Below are 14,555 nucleotides of genomic sequence, written 5' to 3' on the forward strand. Positions count from 1 at the left end.
CAGGAATCACCATGTCTGAACAAACCACCACCCCGGAAGTCGACCAGACTCTCGAACTGAACAACGAGATGCTTGAGCGTCGCTCCAAGCTGGCCGCCTTGCGCGCCCAGGGCAACCCCTTCCCCAACGACTTCCGTCGTGACAGCCTCTCCGGCGATCTGCATGCCGAATTCGGCGACAAGAGCAATGACGAGCTGGTCGCCCTGGGTAAACAGGTGAAGATTGCCGGTCGCATCATGACCCGCCGGATCATGGGCAAGGCATCTTTCGCGACCCTGCAGGACATGGCTGGCAAGATCCAGATCTACGTGACCCGTGACGATCTGCCGGAAGGCTTCTACAACGAGCAGTTCAAGAAGTGGGATCTGGGTGACATCGTCGGTGTCGAGGGTACCCTGTTCCGCACCAACGCCGGTGAGCTCTCCGTACACGTCTCCACCATCCGCCTGCTGACCAAGGCCCTGCGCCCGCTGCCCGAGAAGCACAAGGGTCTGACCGACCAGGAAGCCCGCTGCCGCCAGCGTTACCTGGACCTGATCGCCAACGAAGAGTCTCGCAAGACCTTCGTGACCCGCACCAAGGTGGTGGCCGGCATTCGCAAGTTCCTGAATGACAAGCGCTTCATGGAAGTGGAAACCCCCATGATGCAAGTCATCCCGGGTGGCGCCTCCGCACGTCCCTTCATCACCCACCACAATGCGCTGGACATCGACATGTACCTGCGTATCGCTCCGGAACTCTATCTGAAGCGTCTGGTGGTCGGTGGTTTCGAGCGTGTCTACGAGATCAACCGCAACTTCCGCAACGAAGGCATCTCCGTTCGCCATAACCCCGAGTTCACCATGCTCGAGTTCTATATGGCCTACGCCGATTACATCGATCTGATGGATCTCACCGAAGAGATGCTGCGCACCCTGGCACAGGACATCCTGGGCGACACCAAGATCCGTTACGCCAAAGAGGGCGAAGAGGGTCTGACCATCGATTTCGGTCAGCCGTTCCAGCGCCTCTCCATGGTTGACTCCATCCTGAAGTACAACCCGGGTGTGACCCGTGACGATCTGGCCACTCTTGAGAAGGCCACCGCCGTCGCCAAGGGTCTGAAGATCGAGCTGATGAAGAGCTGGGAGCTGGGCCACGTGATCACCGCGATCTTCGAAGAGACCGTGGAGCACATGCTGCTGCAACCGACCTTCATCACCGAGTACCCGGCCGCCGTCTCCCCGCTGGCCCGTCGCAACGACCAGAACCCGGACGTCACCGACCGCTTCGAGTTCTTCATCGGCGGCCGCGAGCTGGCCAACGGCTTCTCCGAGCTGAACGATGCGGAAGATCAGGCCGAGCGCTTCCAGGCCCAGGTTGACCAGAAAGCCGCAGGGGACGACGAAGCCATGTTCTACGACGCCGACTTCGTCACCGCACTGGAACACGGTCTGCCGCCGACCGCCGGTCAGGGTATCGGTATCGACCGTCTGGTGATGCTGTTCACCAACAGCCACACCATCCGCGACGTCATCCTGTTCCCGGCTCTGCGTCCACAAAAGTAAGCGCCGCAAAAACAGGGCCGCAGCAGCACTGCTGCCGTCCATGGCAATCAAAACGCCCCGCAATTGCGGGGCGTTTTTTTATGCAGAACTCACACCGTGACGAGCGGTCATCGGTCCGCTGGTACGCCAGGCGGCAGCAGCCACTCCCCCTGCCACAGGGTCAGCGCCCGGCCCGCCATCAGCACTCGCTCCTCCTGCAATTCCAGCCTGAGATCCCCGCCCCGGGCCGAGATCTGGCGGGCCCGCAGCTGCCGTTTGCCGAGCCGCTCGGCCCAGAAGGGCACCAGGGCGCAGTGGTTGGAGCCGGTCACCGGATCCTCGTCCACTCCTACCCAGGGGGCGAAGTAGCGGGAGACGAAGTCATGACCCTGATCTCTCGACGGCGCAGTCACCATGATCCCCCGGCCCGGCAGCGCCCGCAGGGCGTGAAAATCGGGGGTGAGCGCGCGAACCTCTTCCTCGCTGGCGAGCTCAAGCAGGAACTTGGCCCCGGCCGCCAGGGTTTGCAGCGGCTGGCAGCCAAGAGCCGCCCCATAGGCAGGATCCAGCTCAAGAGGAGCCAGAGAGATACGCGGGAAGTCGAGCCAGATCCAGCTCTCTTCGCGCCTGGCCACCAGCTCGCCGCTGCGAGTCGCGAAGCGGATGGGCTGATCTTCGGCCACCGCCCCCGTCTGCCACAGCACATGGGCCGCCGCCAGGGTGCCATGGCCGCACAAGTCCACCTCCACTTGCGGAGTGAACCAGCGCAACCCGTAATGCCCCTCTCCCAGTTGGGTCAGAAAGGCGCTCTCAGAGAGGTTGAACTCCGCTGCCATGGCCTGCAGCTCGGCGTCGGGCCGCGCTTCCCCCAGCACCACCACGGCGGGGTTGCCTCCGAAGGGGTGATGGCTGAAGGCGTTGACATGATAGAGACGGGACATGGTTGCTCCTTGGGGCATGAGAGATCCCCGGGACAGGGGGCTCGGCAAGGCCATTTTTATATCACGGGCGCACCGGGGCTGAGATGGATTTTGGCTTTATAAATTCATAAATCGCATAAAGAAGATATTTTTATTCTTTGTTGTTATTCATTACACCCCTTACCCTGACCAAAAATCAGACCATGGAAGACATGTGTGATGCCATTGACAGCCCCCATCCTGAGCCCGCTCTCTGACGAACAGCAGCGCCAGCTCAACCAAGTTCTCACCACCCTCAATACCCAGCAACTGGCCTGGGTCAGCGGTTATCTCTACGGCCTCTCCCAGGCGGGCGTCCAGCCCGTGGCGAGCGCAGGCGCAGAAGCCGCGGCACCCGGCGGCAGCCTGACCATTCTCTACGGCTCCCAGACCGGGAATGCCAAGGGCGTGGCCAGCGCCATCAAGGCCCAGGCCGAGGCCCGCGGCCTGCCGGTGACCCTCACCTCCATGGCGGACTACAAACCCAAGCAGCTCAAGAAAGAGAGCCACCTGCTGGTGGTAGTGAGCACTTACGGGGAGGGGGAGCCCCCCGAGAGCGCCGTCGATCTGTTCGAGCAGCTTAAAAAAGGCAAGATTGGCAAACTCGAGGGCCTCAAATTTGCCGTGCTGGGGCTGGGTGACAGCTCCTATGAGTTCTTCTGCCAGACCGGCAAGGATTTCGATGGTTTCCTCGCCAAGGCAGGGGCCGAGCGCATCCATGAGCTAGCTAGCCTCGATGTGGATTATCAGGATGCCGCCAAGACCTGGGGCGAGCAGGCCGTTTCGGCGGTCGCCGCCACCCTCTCTGCCGGCGCCGCGACAGCCAGCGTGGCGGGCTCGGTGCAGGCCGCCGTCGGCCACAGCCAGTACAACAAGGAGAACCCCTTCCCCGCCAGACTCTCGGTGAACCAGAAGATCACTGGCCGCGACTCCACCAAGGACATCCGTCACATCGAGATCAACCTGGAAGAGTCCGGCATCACCTATCAACCGGGGGATGCGCTCGGTATCTGGTTCGACAACGACGCCGATCTCGTGGGGGAAGTGCTGGCCCTGACCGGTCTGACCGGTGAGGAGGCCACCCCCCATGGCAGCCTGCGCGAGGCGCTGACCCGTCACTACGAGCTGACCCGGTTGCACGGGGGCCTGATCACTGGCCTCGCCGAGATCACGAACAACGCGGCGCTCAAAGATCTGGCCGGTGACAAGGCCCAGGTCAACGCCCTGGTGGCCAGCGCCCAGGTGGTGGACGTACTGAAACGCTTCCCGGCTTCCTTGAGTGCCGATCAACTGATCCCACTGCTGCGCCCCCTCACCCCCCGCCTCTACTCCATCGCCTCCGCCCAGAGCGAGGTGGAAGAAGAGGTGCACCTGACCGTCGGCGTGGTGCGCTACCTCCAAGAAGATGGCACAGTGCGAAGCGGCGGCGCCTCCTCCTATCTGGCGGACCGTCTGCCGGAAGATGCCGAGGTCCGGGTGTTCGTGGAGCACAACGACAACTTCCGCCTGCCCGCCAATCCCGACACCCCCGTCATCATGGTCGGCCCGGGCACCGGCATTGCCCCGTTCCGCGCCTTCCTGCAGGAGCGGGAAGCACAGGGGGCAGAGGGCAAGAACTGGCTCTTCTTCGGCAACCCCCACTTCACCCAGGACTTCCTCTATCAGGTGGAGTGGCAGCGTTATGTGAAATCGGGCCTGCTGTCCAAAATCTCCCTGGCCTTCAGCCGGGATCAGGCCAACAAGATTTATGTGCAGGACCGCCTGCGCGAGGCAGGGCTTGAGCTCTACCAGTGGCTGGAAGCAGGCGCTCACTTCTATGTGTGTGGCGACGCCAACCACATGGCGAAGGATGTGCAGGAAGCCCTGCTGGAAGTGATTGCGGAACACGGCCACAAGAGCCGTGAGGAAGCAGAAGAGTATCTGAGCGAATTGCGTCGTGCCAAACGTTATCAAAGGGATGTCTATTGATGAGCAAACAACTTATTCCGGGACCGGTCGAAGGGCCGCTGGCTGACAACGAACGCCTCAAGCGCGAGAGCAACTTCCTGCGCGGCACCATCGCCGAAGATTTGCAGGACCCGCTCACCGGCGGCTTCAACGGCGACAACTTCCAGCTGATCCGCTTCCACGGCATGTATCAGCAGGATGACCGCGACATCCGCCCGGAGCGCGCCGCCCAGAAGCTGGAGCCCCTGCACAACGTCATGCTGCGCGCCCGCCTGCCCGGCGGCATCATCACCCCGGCCCAGTGGCAGGTGATCGACAAGTTCGCCGAAGAACACAGCATGTACGGCAGCATCCGCCTGACCACCCGCCAGACCTTCCAGTTCCACGGGGTACTGAAGCGCGACATCAAGCTGATGCACCAGACCCTCAACAGCACAGGTATCGACTCCATCGCTACCGCGGGGGACGTGAACCGCAACGTGCTCTGCACCAGCAACCCGGTGGAGTCCGAGTTGCACCAGGAGGCCTACGAGTGGGCCAAGAAGATCTCCGAGCACCTGCTGCCCAAGACCCGCGCCTACGTGGAGATCTGGCTGGATGGCGAGAAGCTGGGGGGTGACGAGGAGCCGATCCTGGGCTCCAACTACCTGCCGCGCAAATTCAAAACAACCGTGGTCATCCCGCCCCACAACGATGTGGACATCCACGCCAACGATCTCAACTTCGTGGCCATTGCCGAACACGGCAAGCTGGTGGGCTTCAACGTGCTGGTGGGGGGCGGTCTGGCCATGACCCACGGCGACACCACCACCTACCCGCGCAAGGCGAGCGACTTTGGCTTCATTCCGCTCTCCCACGTGCTGGAGGTGGCGGCCGCCGTGGTCAGCACCCAGCGCGACTGGGGCAACCGGGTCAACCGCAAGAACGCCAAGACCAAGTACACCCTTGAACGGGTGGGGGTCGAGGCCTTCAAGGCCGAGGTGGAGAACCGCGCCGGCATCCAGTTCGGGCCGGTTCACCCCTATGAATTCACCAGCCGTGGCGATCGCTTCGGCTGGGTGGAGGGGATCGACGGCAAGCACCACCTGACCCTGTTTATCGAGAACGGCCGCCTGCTGGACTTCCCGGGCAAGCCCCTCAAGACCGGCATGCTGGAGATCGCCAAGGTGCATCAAGGGGACTTCCGCCTCACCGCCAACCAGAACCTCATCATCGCGGGCGTGCCTGCCGGCGAGAAGGCCCGCATTGAGGCCCTGGCGCGTCAGTACGGTCTGCTGGATGACGGCGTGAGCGAGCAGCGCAAGCAGTCCATGGCCTGTGTGGCCCTGCCTACCTGCCCCCTGGCGATGGCCGAGGCCGAGCGCATGCTGCCTGCCTTCGTCACCGACATCGAGGGGCTGCTGGCCAAGCACGGCCTGGCGGATGACGCCATCATCTTCCGGGTCACCGGCTGCCCGAACGGCTGCGGCCGCGCCATGCTGGCGGAAGTGGGTCTGGTGGGCAAGGCGCCGGGTCGCTACAACCTGCACCTGGGGGGCAACCTTGAGGGGACCCGCATCCCGCGCCTGCATCTTGAGAACATCACCGAGCCGCAGATCCTGGCCGAACTGGACGCCCTGATCGGCCGCTGGGCCAAGGATCGCAACCCGGACGAGTGCTTCGGCGATTTTGTCATTCGCGCCGGGATCATCGCCCCGGTTATCGACTCCGCGAGGGACTTCTATGCAGCCTGAACAGACTGATACAGCCCGGCTTGCGCGCACCGCCGACGGCCGGCTCGACCTCGACGCCCTGCTGGCCCTGAGCCGGGAGGAGCAGGTCGAGGCGCTGGCCCCCCTCAACCGGGCGCTGGACGCCATGAGCGCCCCCGAGCGGGTGCGCTGGGCCCTGGCCAACCTGCCGGGGGAGCATGTGCTGTCGTCGAGTTTCGGCATCCAGGCGGCGCTCATGCTGCACCTGGTGAGCCGCGAGCGGGCCGACGTGCCCGTGGTGCTGACCGACACCGGTTACCTCTTCCCCGAGACCTACCGTTTCATCGACGAGCTGACCGAGCGTCTCGCGCTCAACCTCAAAATCTACCGGGCCGAACTCAGCCCGGCCTGGCAGGAGGCCCGCTTCGGCCTCCTGTGGGAGCAGGGGGTGGAGGGGATCACCCGCTACAACCAGCTCAACAAGGTGGAGCCCATGGACCGCGCCCTGAACGAGCTGGGTGCCCGCACCTGGTTCTCGGGCCTGCGCCGTGAGCAGTCTGGCAGCCGGGGCAAGCTGCCGGTGCTGGCCATCCAGCGCGGTCGCTTCAAGTTCCTGCCGGTGATCGACTGGAGCAACAAGGACGTCTTCTACTACTTCAAGGAGTTCGACCTCCCCTACCACCCGCTGTGGGAGCAGGGCTACCTCTCGGTCGGCGACGTGCACACCACCGCCAAGTGGGAGCCCGGCATGAGCGAGGAGCAGACCCGCTTCTTCGGCCTCAAGCGCGAGTGCGGCCTGCATGAGGAAGGTGGCGAGAGCGACGGCTCCGGCATCTGATCCCCCGGCCCGGCCATGTGCTGCGCCCGCCCACAAAAAAACGCCCGGCAACTGCCGGGCGTTTTTCTTTGCGCAAAAGGGTGATGTAACGCCCTTCATTACATGGCGGCAGCGCGCGCCTGATTCAGCCAGTCGTTCACCAGTGCCTCGTGGCCCTTGAGCCAGGCGTCGGCATGACGCTCCACGTCCGCCGGCTTGTTCTGCCCCTTGTTCATCAGGCCGTTCTGCACGTTGATGTCATTGAGCGGCAGCTTGACGATGGAGAAGAGCTTGGCGGCGGCCGGATTGGCCTCGGCAAACCGCTTGTTGGCAACGATATGCATGGTGTTCACCGCAAAGCCGTAGTTCTTGCCGTTCGGCAAACGGGTCTTGGCCGCATCCGGGGCGTCGGCGGGGACTTCCAGCCACACCACATCCTTGCCCGGCACCAGTTCGCTGCTGAGCCAGTAGGGGGTCCAGGTGTAATAGAGCACCGGCTTGCCGGCCTGGTAGCGAGCCAGGGTATCGGCGATCAGCGCCGCGTAGTTGCCCTGCTTGTGGGCCACCGTGGGGGTCAGACCAAAGGCGTCGAGGTGATGGTTGATCGCCCCCTCGCAGCCCCAGCCGGGGTTGCAACCAATGAGGTCGGCCTTGCCGTCGCCATCCCCGTCAAACAGCGCCGCCACCTCGGGATCCTTGAGCTGGCCCAGGTTGGTGATGCCGTATTGGGTCGCGGTCTTCTTGTCGATGAGGTACCCCTGGGCGGCACCGGCCACATAGGTGCCCTCACGGAAGAACACCTTGTCGCCTCCCGCCTGCTCGTACTTGTTGTCCTGCAGCGGCACCCAGTTGAACGCGAGGAAGGTGCCGTCTCCCTGCGCCACCGAGGCATAAGCCACGTTGTAGTCCACCTCCTGGGCGGGCTGGACATCGTAACCCAGACGCGCCATCAGCTTGCTCACCAGCAGGCTCTGGAAGGCCTCTTCCGGCAAGGAGCTCTGCAGGGGCTGAACGCGAACCCCCTCCCCCGGCAACTCGGCGCTGGCCATGGCGAGCGGGCTCAGCAGTTGGGCACTCAGCAGCAATGTGCCCAGGGTCAATCCTTTGGTGATCGGTCTCATGCGTTTACTCCTTTGTAATCGATTTTCTTGTCACGGCCGGCCAGGCGCAGCAGCAGGGCGGCGGGGCCGTGCTGATACCAGCGGCCGGTACGGGTGCGATCCGGTTGCCCCATCGCCTGGGTGAGGCGGTCGAGCACGATGGCCAGCAGCACGATGCCGAGGCCGCCGATGGAGGCGAGCCCCATGTCGAGCCGGCCGATGCCGCGCAGCACCATCTGGCCGAGGCCCCCCACCGCGATCATGGAGGCGATCACCACCATGGAGAGCGCCAGCATCAGGGTCTGGTTGACCCCGGCCATGATGGTGGGCATGGCGAGCGGCAGCTGAACCTTGAACAGCAACTGGGAGGGGCTGGCACCGAACGAGTGGGCCGCCTCCACCAGATCCGTGGGCACCTGGCGAATGCCCAGCATGGTGAGCCGGATCATGGGCGGCAGGGCGAAGATGACGGTCACCACCACCCCGGGCACGTTGCCGATGCCAAACAGCATCACGATGGGGATGAGGTAGACGAATGCCGGGGTGGTCTGCATGGCATCCAGCAGCGGCCGGGTCCAGGTGGAGAGCCGCTCGCTGCGGGCCAGCAGGATGCCGGTGGGCAACCCCAGCAGCACGCAGAAGAACAGCGAGGTCAGCACCAGGGACAGGGTCACCATGGCATCGGACCAGGCCCCGATGAGCCCGATCCCCACAAGAGATACGAGCGTGCCGAGCGCCATGCGGCCGTTCACCAGTTGCCAGGCAAGCAGGGCCAGGAGCCCCATCATCAGGGTGGAGGGCACCGTCTGCAGCAGATGGGTCATGGCGTTCAGGGTCAGCTCCACCGGTGCGCGGATCAGCTGGAACAGCGGCCGCAGGTTCTCCACCAGCCAGCCGATGCCCCCTTCCACCCAGGTATCCAGCGGCACCAGCGCCTGCTGGAAAGGATCCAGCCAGTCGATGGCGGTTGTGGTGTCGGCGGCTTCGATCTGGTTCTGCCAGTCGGTGGCCTGGGTGTCGGTACTGCCCCAGGGATCGGACACCTCGGTGGACGCAGGTGCGCTCCAGGGATCTGCCGCCACCTCATCGGCCCGCAGGGAAGGGCTCGCCAGCAGCACCAGGGCCAGCAGCCCGCTCAGCAAGAAACGGGGATTCATCAGCTTCATGCCGGGGTACTCCTGTCCAGGGTGTTGAGCAGATTGGCCTTGGAGATGAGGCCGAGGTAAGTGCCATCCTCCTCGACCACGGGCACCTGACAGGGGGCTGCCGCCACCTGGCTGATCAGTTCATTGAGGGCGGTGTCCGCCAGAATGGGCTGGATGTCCGCCAGCAACGCCTGCTCCAGGCTGCCTTTGGCCCTTACCGCCTGACCGAGCGACTCCACCGAGACGACCCCGAGGAAGCGACGGCTGCGATCCACCACGTACCCGAACTCCCGCTCAAGCTCCTTGAGCTGGCGCAGGGCGTTGCCCGGCCCGTCGGTGGTGTGTTTCTTGATGAGGGGCACCTGCTTGCGGCTGGCCACGTCGCGGGCGCTGAACACATGGGCCAGATCCACCCCGCGAAAGAAGGCGCGCACATAGTCGTTGGCGGGCTGGTTCAGGATCTCGTCCGGGGTGCCCACTTGCACCAGCTGGCCATCCTGCATGATGGCGATGCGATCGCCGATGCGCATCGCCTCGTCCAGATCGTGGGAGATGAAGACGATGGTGCGCTGCTGACTGGCCTGCAGCTTGAGCAGCTCATCCTGCATCTCGGTGCGGATCAGGGGATCCAGCGCGGAGAAAGCTTCGTCCATCAGCAGGATGTCAGGGTCATTGGCAAGGGCCCGGGCCAGCCCGACCCGCTGCTTCATGCCGCCGGAGAGGGCATCCGGATAAGCCTCTATCCACTGTCCCAGCCCCACCTGATGGAGCGCCTGACGGGCGCTCTGCTGGCGCTCCGCCAGCGGTACACCGGCCAGCTCCAGCCCGAAGGCGGTATTTTCCAGCACACTCAGGTGCGGCATCAGGGCGAAAGACTGGAATACCATGCTGATCTTCTTGCGGCGCACCCGGCGCAGCTCGCGCTCCGAGATGGCGGCAATATCCTCGCCATCGATCAGCACCTGGCCGCGGGTCGGCTCGATCAGCCGGTTGAAAAGACGCACCAGGGTGGACTTGCCCGAACCGGAGAGGCCCATCACCACGAAGATCTCCCCTTCGTTGATGGCCAGATTGACATCCTGGACCCCCAGGGTCTGCCCGGTTTTTTGCAGGATACTGGCGCGATCATGCCCTTTCGCCAGCAGTTTGAACGCTTTATCCGGCTGATCGCCGAAAATTTTGTAGAGGGATTTGACCTCGAGTTTGACTGTCATATTGTCCTTTTTTCTTGGCCGACGCCTTGCCTGGCAAACCGTCGAACGTGAGCCAATTACTTTTAACACTAAGCAATTTCACACCCAAACAAAAGAATCAATTGAAGCCACCTTAAAAGGATTAAATTTAAGTCATTGATTTTTATTAGTTATTTTCATTCATAAAAATCCATTAAATCACGATAAAAACGCCTATAATAGACAGGGTCGCCACAGTATCGATGCACTTGCAGCACATTTCATTAATGATTAAAAGGCGTTAGCAGCAGGCGAAAAGAGAGGGTGGGGAGGACGGCCCCCATCGGGGCGATGAATGGTCACTTGATTACATTACTAATCATTTTGATGCCGCGCATCCCGGTATTGCTTCAGGCACCTTCAGCCATGCCGGTTCAGCGCTCTTCTCTTTGCGGCAACAGGGCACAAAAAAGCCCCCGGCTGTCGCAAGGGGCTCTTCATGGCATCAGAGGACTCAGCGCCGCTGCCAGGTCTCGAAACAGTAGGGGTGGGGGTTCTTCTCGTCAGGCTGATGGAACTCACTATTGAGCTTCTGCCAGTAATCCTCCGAGAAACTCGGAAAACAGGTATCCCCGTCCACAGCTAAATCAATCCGAGTCAGATAGAGATAATCAGCCTTTGGCAGTAACTGTTCATAAAGATAGCCACCCCCTATCACCATTAGCTCTTCTACATTATCCCGCTGAAGAAGAGCCAAGGCAGCCTCCACCGAAGAGACCATCTCCACACCATCCGCTTGATAGTCAGAATTACGGCTAATCACCAGATTGCGGCGGTCGGGCAGCGGCCGTCCGATGGACTCGAAGGTCTTGCGCCCCATCAGCACCGGCTTGCCCAGGGTGATCCGCTTGAAATGGGCCAAGTCGGCGGGCATATGCCAAGGCATCAGGTTGTTCTTACCAATCACCTGATTTTTCGCGAGGGCAGCAATCATTGAAATCTTCACGGTATCAGTTTCTCGCTTCACCATTCATATAATGGGGCGGTTACGATACACGACCAGAGACGGAATCGCCAAACCGAAACTCAGGGCCCCCACGATAAAGAGCGCCTTGAGGCCGTTCTCCACCGCGCTCTGAAGCAGCTCCATGGTCACCCCGGAGATATTGAGCTCCACGATGGCGATCATGGTCTTGAACGCGTAGCTGCCCGGGATCATGGGGATGATGGAGGCGACGCTGAACACCGGGCGTGGTGCCAGCAGGCGGCGCGACCAGTAGACACAGACAAAGCCGACCGTGGTCGCCGCTGCCAGGGTGGCCCACTCGATGGGCATGCCGTAGTGGATGAGCAGGGTACGCAGGCTGTGGGCCAACGCGCCCCCCATGGCGCAATATTTGAGCATCCGTGGCGGCACGTTGAACAGCATGGCAAAGCCCACCGCCGGAATGGCCGACCAGAAGGCATCCTTGGCCAGCAGCCAGAGCAGTTCCATCATACCTTCCACCCCCAGATACCGGTCACCGACATGGCGAGAATGATCCCTATGGCTGCGCTGATGGTCAGCAGTGTCGCCGAGCCCCAGCGGGCCAGCCCCATGTTGAAGTAACCCTTCACCATGTCGGAGACCGCATTGATGAGCGGGAACCCCGGCACCAGCAGCAACACGCTGGCGGCCATGGCGAGATAGGGTTGTTCGCCCCAGCCGAAGAAAGTGGCGCTGGAGGCGAGCAGGGTGGCGATAAAACCGGTGGCGGCAAAGTTGATGAGGGGGCTGTGGTGATGGCGGGCAATGAGCTGGCGCACCCGCATGGCGACCGAGGCCGAGCAGCAGGTCACCAGGAAGATGGGCCAGTCACCGCCAAACAGCAGGCTGAAGGCACCGCAGGAGAGCCCCACCATGGGCACCACCAGCCAGGGGTGATAGTGGAACGGCGTGATGGCCTCGAGGCGCTGACGTACCTCGCGCGCGCCGATAAGCGACTTCTCCGTCATGATGCAGATGCGCTGGATTTCGCACACCACCTGCATGTTGATGCCGTGCTCCCGCACCCGGCGGGTGGTGGTGACGCAACTGCTCTGGTAGAGACTGGTGAGGACGATGGCGCTGGAAGAGATGGCCATCTCGACGCTCTCCAGCCCGAGCGCCATGCCCAGGCGGACCGTGGTCTGCTCGATGATGCGGCTCTCCGCCCCAAACTGGGCCAGCATCTGGCCCGCCTTGACGATGATCCGGGTGATCTCCGTCTGCTGCTCTCGCGACAGCACCCTTCCTGGTGTGATGCTTCTCATGATCCCTTTGAGTCATAGCAAGATGAAATGTGTCTGGATATTACCCCAAAATAAATACACCTTCATCCATCTCTATCGGACTGCGGGCACTGGTCACTATTATTCAGCCGCCCGGGTAATATTTGCAGCAAATAAAAAACAATTCACCCAACTTGCTTAACAACTTGTTTGAGAAGGGGTGAAACAAATTAATAAAAACCCTGTTTTTTTATATCTTGAACAGGGCCTTTAATTATTTCCGTTTCAGATAACTGGAAAACGCTATCACATTATCCGGCCGCGGGGGCTCTGCCATTTCCTGACAAGATTCATTCTGCAGATCCAGAATGTGCTGGCGCATGGCGTAGACGGAGTCATGCATCATGTTGGCTATCCGGATGCAGCTGTCGAGGTTGTTTCTGGCCAGGCGGCGCTGGCAGTCGATGCGAAATTGCAGACCTCGCAGCCGACGTTGCCGCTCTGGCCCCACCTGGGCGATCAAGGTTTCTATCTGCTGGTGCAGTAGCGCGTCGAGTCGCTCCGGCTCGGCCAGCGCCCAGTACTTCAGGGTATCGAAATCAGGCAGCTCCATATACCCTCCTGGCCGGACCTCGCCCATGGAATGGAACGACGCCGGGCACATCACTATTTCACTGTCCCTAGGGAAGGTTATATAGGATGGTGGCGATTTTGGGTCATTCACCGCCGAGCCACAGGAGTCCGGTTTTTGGCACGAATTGCGCATCGTTGGCGGAAAAAATCATTTATTCCTTATGATTCATGAAATTAACCGAATCCGGCCTGCGTCAGTTTTTTTATAAAATTTCAGCGTCATTTTTCTCGGCCTTATTCCTTATTAACGGACTTTTCTCAAAATTGTTTTTCATTCGACTCTCCCCCAGGCTCGATGCCCTCCCCTTGTACCATCCGGCGGTTTAACATATCTCACTGATTATGTTATTTTATTTACCACTTTATTGCGGCAACCAAGGGCAGACCATGAGCAAGGCAAGAATCGGTATCGTCACCGTCAGCGATCGCGCCAGTGCAGGCATCTACGAAGATCTCTCCGGCAAGGCCATCATCGACACCCTGAACGCCTACCTGACCTCGGAATGGGAGCCCGTCTATCAGGTGATCCCCGACGAGCAGGAGCAGATTGAGGCGACCCTGGTTCGGCTGGTGGACGAGGAGCAGTGCTGCCTTGTCGTTACCACGGGGGGCACAGGGCCGGCCAGGCGGGATGTGACCCCGGAGGCCACCGAGGCGGTGTGCGATCGCATGATGCCGGGCTTTGGCGAGCTGATGCGGGCCGAGTCCCTCAAGTTCGTGCCGACCGCCATCCTGTCGCGCCAGACCGCCGGCCTGCGCGGCAGCTCGCTCATCGTCAACCTGCCGGGCAAGCCCAAATCGATCCGCGAGTGCCTGGATGCGGTCTTCCCCGCCATCCCCTACTGCATCGACCTGATGGAAGGGCCCTATCTCGAGTGCGACGAGGCCATCATCAAACCGTTCCGCCCGAAGAAATAAGCACTGGGCGGGGATTTCCCCCGCCCTTTGCTCATTTGCGCCCATACACCTTGACCCCCGCCCTGCTCCCTTCCGAATTGCCGTACACCTCGATGCGCTTGATGCAGAGTCGGCTGCCGAGGGATTGCCACCCCGACTCCTGATCCTCTCTCAACACCTTGTCGAAATAGAGGGTCTTGCTGCGATCGTTGCCGTAGAACACCTTGACCCGCTCCAGGGTCAACTCCCGCCCTGCCTTGACCATGATGGATTTGGTCGGCCGGCAGGCGAGCATGGGAATGATGGCGGGATGATCGCCGACCCCGAGCAGAATGGTCTGCCCCAAGCGGATATCCTCGTCGGCCATGGCCGGGGGAACAGCCCCCCCCAGCAGCGCCATGGGTACGCAGATGCGCAA

General features: G+C 61.7%; 14 protein-coding genes. 5 read left to right on the plus strand and 9 right to left on the minus strand.

The window, feature by feature from the left end; genetic code table 11:
• Positions 1 to 11 precede the first annotated feature (11 nt).
• Positions 12 to 1,547 carry a lysine--tRNA ligase gene (gene lysS, locus H7R73_RS17865; RefSeq protein WP_041215694.1) on the plus strand — a complete coding sequence of 512 codons (1,536 nt, stop codon included), beginning with the start codon at positions 12 to 14 and terminating at the stop codon, positions 1,545 to 1,547.
• Positions 1,548 to 1,654: 107 nt separating this feature from the next.
• On the opposite strand, the gene H7R73_RS17870 is transcribed toward lysS, so the two are convergent.
• On the minus strand, positions 1,655 to 2,467 hold the full coding sequence (locus H7R73_RS17870) for a PhzF family phenazine biosynthesis protein (protein WP_182951343.1): 813 nt from the start codon (positions 2,465 to 2,467) through the stop codon (positions 1,655 to 1,657).
• 198 nt (positions 2,468 to 2,665) lie between these two features.
• On the opposite strand from H7R73_RS17870, the gene H7R73_RS17875 reads away from it, so the two are divergent.
• Genes H7R73_RS17875 through H7R73_RS17885 form a run of 3 tightly spaced genes read left to right on the plus strand, consistent with a single transcriptional unit; the run spans position 2,666 to position 6,961 of the window.
• The gene (locus tag H7R73_RS17875; RefSeq protein WP_103259652.1) at positions 2,666 to 4,453 is read left to right on the plus strand and encodes an assimilatory sulfite reductase (NADPH) flavoprotein subunit; all 1,788 of its coding nucleotides are present in this window, start codon (positions 2,666 to 2,668) and stop codon (positions 4,451 to 4,453) included.
• Positions 4,453 to 6,165: an assimilatory sulfite reductase (NADPH) hemoprotein subunit gene (gene cysI / locus H7R73_RS17880; protein WP_042865065.1), complete on the plus strand. Its 1,713-nt coding sequence runs from the start codon at positions 4,453 to 4,455 to the stop codon at positions 6,163 to 6,165. Before H7R73_RS17875 ends, cysI begins: the two co-directional genes overlap by 1 nt.
• Positions 6,155 to 6,961, plus strand: a complete 807-nt coding sequence (locus H7R73_RS17885) for a phosphoadenylyl-sulfate reductase (RefSeq protein ID WP_103259650.1) — start codon at positions 6,155 to 6,157, stop codon at positions 6,959 to 6,961. The genes cysI and H7R73_RS17885 overlap by 11 nt, the downstream gene beginning before the upstream one ends.
• Positions 6,962 to 7,059: 98 nt before the next feature.
• Here the strand turns inward: H7R73_RS17885 and proX are convergent, their stop codons facing one another.
• The 7 genes from proX to H7R73_RS17920 form a co-directional block, all read right to left on the minus strand.
• Positions 7,060 to 8,061: a glycine betaine/L-proline ABC transporter substrate-binding protein ProX gene (proX, locus tag H7R73_RS17890; protein WP_039040327.1), complete on the minus strand. Its 1,002-nt coding sequence runs from the start codon at positions 8,059 to 8,061 to the stop codon at positions 7,060 to 7,062.
• Entirely contained in the window at positions 8,058 to 9,206 is a 1,149-nt protein-coding gene (proW, locus tag H7R73_RS17895) for a glycine betaine/L-proline ABC transporter permease ProW (protein ID WP_103259649.1), read from the minus strand. The genes proX and proW overlap by 4 nt, the downstream gene beginning before the upstream one ends.
• A complete protein-coding gene (gene proV, locus H7R73_RS17900; RefSeq protein WP_103259648.1) occupies positions 9,203 to 10,399 on the minus strand; it encodes a glycine betaine/L-proline ABC transporter ATP-binding protein ProV in 1,197 nt (398 codons plus the stop codon). Before proV ends, proW begins: the two co-directional genes overlap by 4 nt.
• Positions 10,400 to 10,871: 472 nt before the next feature.
• Positions 10,872 to 11,363, minus strand: coding sequence for a type 3 dihydrofolate reductase (gene folA / locus H7R73_RS17905; RefSeq protein ID WP_103261092.1), 492 nt, complete (start codon positions 11,361 to 11,363; stop codon positions 10,872 to 10,874).
• Between the two features lie 24 nt (positions 11,364 to 11,387).
• Positions 11,388 to 11,855 (minus strand): threonine/serine exporter family protein, encoded by a 468-nt coding sequence (locus tag H7R73_RS17910; protein ID WP_010675437.1) that lies wholly within the window; start codon positions 11,853 to 11,855, stop codon positions 11,388 to 11,390.
• A complete protein-coding gene (locus tag H7R73_RS17915; protein WP_182951344.1) occupies positions 11,852 to 12,649 on the minus strand; it encodes a threonine/serine ThrE exporter family protein in 798 nt (265 codons plus the stop codon). Before H7R73_RS17915 ends, H7R73_RS17910 begins: the two co-directional genes overlap by 4 nt.
• Before the next feature lie 232 nt (positions 12,650 to 12,881).
• Positions 12,882 to 13,220: a DUF3135 domain-containing protein gene (locus H7R73_RS17920; RefSeq protein ID WP_103259646.1), complete on the minus strand. Its 339-nt coding sequence runs from the start codon at positions 13,218 to 13,220 to the stop codon at positions 12,882 to 12,884.
• 407 nt (positions 13,221 to 13,627) lie between these two features.
• Here H7R73_RS17920 and mog point away from each other — a divergent pair, with 407 nt between their 5' ends.
• Positions 13,628 to 14,158: a molybdopterin adenylyltransferase gene (gene mog, locus H7R73_RS17925; RefSeq protein ID WP_010675441.1), complete on the plus strand. Its 531-nt coding sequence runs from the start codon at positions 13,628 to 13,630 to the stop codon at positions 14,156 to 14,158.
• Positions 14,159 to 14,189: 31 nt separating this feature from the next.
• Here mog and H7R73_RS17930 read toward each other — a convergent pair whose 3' ends face one another.
• Positions 14,190 to 14,537, minus strand: a complete 348-nt coding sequence (locus H7R73_RS17930) for a DUF2541 family protein (protein WP_103261091.1) — start codon at positions 14,535 to 14,537, stop codon at positions 14,190 to 14,192.
• Between the last annotated feature and the right edge of the window lie 18 nt (positions 14,538 to 14,555).

Source organism: Aeromonas sp. WP2-W18-CRE-05 (assembly GCF_014168615.1).
Lineage (GTDB): Bacteria > Pseudomonadota > Gammaproteobacteria > Enterobacterales > Aeromonadaceae > Aeromonas > Aeromonas caviae.